This window comes from Rhodoferax sp., from assembly GCF_018063565.1.
Taxonomy (GTDB): domain Bacteria; phylum Pseudomonadota; class Gammaproteobacteria; order Burkholderiales; family Burkholderiaceae_C; genus Rhodoferax.
Genome location: NZ_JAGPBB010000180.1, coordinates 1 through 3,147, shown reverse-complemented (window position 1 = coordinate 3,147; position 3,147 = coordinate 1). Strand labels below are relative to the sequence as shown.

At 61.1% G+C, this 3,147-nt stretch carries 2 protein-coding genes; both read left to right on the top strand.

Going from position 1 to position 3,147, the window contains the following annotated elements:
- Positions 1–174: 174 nt before the first annotated feature.
- On the top strand, positions 175–588 hold the full coding sequence (locus tag KBF66_RS19310; protein ID WP_296661361.1) for a DUF2946 domain-containing protein: 414 nt from the start codon (positions 175–177) through the stop codon (positions 586–588).
- A gap of 78 nt (positions 589–666) precedes the next feature.
- Positions 667–2,979 carry a TonB-dependent receptor gene (locus KBF66_RS19305; RefSeq protein WP_296661359.1) on the top strand — a complete coding sequence of 771 codons (2,313 nt, stop codon included), beginning with the start codon at positions 667–669 and terminating at the stop codon, positions 2,977–2,979.
- The last annotated feature ends 168 nt before the right edge of the window (positions 2,980–3,147 follow it).

Below are 3,147 nucleotides of genomic sequence, written 5' to 3'. Positions count from 1 at the left end.
TTGCAGAAAGACACGACCATTCCCATGACGCTGGTGTTCAAGGATGCCAAGGGTGTGGAGACCAAAACAGAAATCACCCTGCCGGTTTCCATGACGGCACCCGGTGCCAAGCCGGCGGACATGCCTGCCATGGACCACAGCAAGCACAAGATGTAAAGACAGGCGTTTCTCCCGATGACAAAGTCACCGCATCGCAGCACGCTGCACCGCCCCTGGGTGGTGTGGTTGGTTGTGTTCATTGCGGTGTTGGGGGCCATTGCCCCGTCGGTCTCCCACGCCTTGGTGCTTGCCCGGGGGCAGGCAGCGCAAGGCATTGAAATCTGTACCACCCAGGGTTCCCGATGGGTGGTTGCCGACACCGCGTCGGCGACTCAGGACTCCGCACCCCAGCCCGAGCCGGTCGCCACGCTCGATCACTGCCCGTTTTGCCTGCAATCCACAGACCGAGTGGCATTGATAAACGAACCGTTGCCTTACCCCTTCCTGGTTCAGGATCGACAACGGGAGCCCACGGTCTGGCAGGTTTTTTTCTACTCCGAAGCGCGCACTTTCGCGCCACCGCCGCGCGGGCCTCCGGCCTTTTTCTAAGCTATTGAATTCATAGCGTTGCACGCCCATTCCAAAAGGGCTGGTTTCGTTTTTTATAGTGAAGAAGAGGTCCTGTTCATGCCATATTTCAAAGTCAATAAACTCTCCGTGGCGATGTCCTTCGCCATGCCCGCCCTGTGCATGTTGTGCGGCAACGCCATTGCCGCCGATGTCAAACCCATCACCCTGCCCGCAGTGACGGTCAGCGACTCCAAACTGGATAGCGCCGCACCCGGCGCCACCCAACTCGACAGGGCCGGCCTGGCGCCGCGCCTGTCCTCCACCAGCGACACGGCCAGCCTGCTATCCGACATTCCCGGCGTCAGTCTGTATGGCGCCGGTGGCGTGTCCAGTCTGCCCGCCATCCACGGGCTGGCGGACGACCGCCTGCGCATCAAGGTCGATGGCATGGACCTGATTGCGTCCTGCCCCAACCACATGAACCCGGCGTTGTCATACCTCGACCCGACCAATGTGGGCGTGCTCAAGGTCTTCGCCGGCATTTCGCCCGTGAGTGCGGGCGGCGACAGCATTGGCGGAACCATTCTGGCGGAGTCGCGTGCACCCGAGTTTGCGGCAAGCGGCCAAAGCATCACCAAGGGCGAAATCGGTGCCTTCTACCGCAGTAACAACAAGGCGCGCGGCGCAAACGTGTCCGTCATGCACGCTACCGATGCGTTCGGCATCAGCTACGACGGCTCCACCAGCAAGGCGGACAACTACGCCGCGGGTGCCGACTTCAAGACTTACGATTTCACGGGTCGTGCCGGGCGCAACTTGCCGCGCAACGAAGTGGGCTCTACGGCCTATGAGACACGCAACCAGACCGTGGGCCTGGCGTTCAAGAACGACAACCACCTGTTCCAGGCCAAGCTGGGTTTTCAGGACATGCCATTCCAGCTGTACCCGAACCAGCGCATGGACATGCTGGACAACACCCAGAAGAGTGTGAATCTGCGCTATGCGGGCCAGTTTGACTGGGGAGCACTCGAGGCACGCGCCTACCAGGAAAAGGTGGACCACTTCATGGACTTCGGTGCGGACAAGCGCTACTGGTACGGCAACGGTGTGCCCCCGGTGGGCTCCGGCGGCCCCACGGCGCTGTTTGGCACGCCCTGTGCCCCCATCAGTTCCACGTGCGCTGCGGGCATGCCCATGTTTACAGAAGGCAAGACCACGGGTCTTAACGTGAAGGGAGACATCAACCTCAGCGGGCAGGATGTACTGCGCGTGGGTGGAGAAGCCCAGCAATACCGCATCAACGACTGGTGGGCACCATCGGGTGGCGGCATGTCACCTGGCACGTTCTGGAACATCCGCGACGGCCAGCGCGACCGCAGCGCGGTGTTTGCCGAGTGGGAAGGCCGCAAGACCGCACAATGGATGACCCTGCTGGGCGCGCGCTACGAGCAGGTCACTATGGATGCCGGCGCAGCCATTGGATACAACCCCGCCGGAATGGGCTTTCAGGCGCGTGACGCCAATGCCTTCAACGCCCGCAACCACAAGACAACGGACAACAACACCGACCTGACCGCGGCGGCCGGCTACACCGCCAGTGACAACTACGCCATCGAATTCGGCTTTGCCCACAAGACCCGCTCACCCAATGTGTACGAGCGCTTCACCTGGTCCACCTGGCAGATGGCGGCGCTGATGAACAACTTTGTCGGCGATGGCAACGGTTACTTCGGCAACATTAACCTCAAGCCCGAGCAGGCCAACAAACTGTCGGCCACCTTTGACTGGCATGCGGTCGACGGTAGCTGGGGCTTCAAGGCCACACCGTACTACACCCAGGTTGTCGATTACATCGACGCCGTCCAGTGGAACGCCACTACCAATCTGGTGTCCACCTCACAGGTCAAGAACCAGTTCAGCGTTCTCAAATTCGTCAACCAGTCGGCGCGGATTTACGGGCTGGACCTGTCGGGCCACCTGCCATTAGCCAAGAATGCCATGGGTGACTTCGGACTCAAGGGCCTGCTGAATTACACCAACGGCACTAACCAGGATACGGGGGATGGGCTGTACAACATCATGCCGCTCAACACCAAGCTGGCGCTGACGCACAGGCAGGGAGGTTGGGACAACAGCCTGGAGTTGTTGATGGTGAAAGCCAAGGACACAGTGTCTGCGGTGCGCAACGAGATCAAGACCCCCGGCTACAGCCTGGTCAACCTGCGCAGCAGCTATGCCTGGAAGCAGGTGCGCCTGGACTTTGGCGTAGAGAACCTGTTCGACAAGTTCTACTACCTGCCCACAGGCGGCGCCTACACCGGCCAGGGCACCACCATGACCAACCCGGCGCTGCCCAACTACCCGCAGTGGGGCACTGCTGTGCCGGGCATGGGGCGCTCGGTATACGTGGGTGTGAACGTCAAGTTCTGAGCGCCATGACCATGAAAAACGATTTGCGTCACCGGCAAACACGCGATCTTGCCCAGCGCGAGACCCTCTCCAATACTGACATCCACACCGTGTGGCGCTTGGAGAGCGGCGCGGTGCGCGTCGACAGCGTTGGCGCTGATGGCTCGGAATCACTGGTGCGGCTGGCCA

Coding starts and splice junctions, on each gene's coding strand:
- KBF66_RS19310 (WP_296661361.1), top strand. CDS start 175: ATGACAAAGTCACCGCATCGCAGCACGCTGCACCGCCCCTGGGTGGTG.
- KBF66_RS19305 (WP_296661359.1), top strand. CDS start 667: ATGCCATATTTCAAAGTCAATAAACTCTCCGTGGCGATGTCCTTCGCC.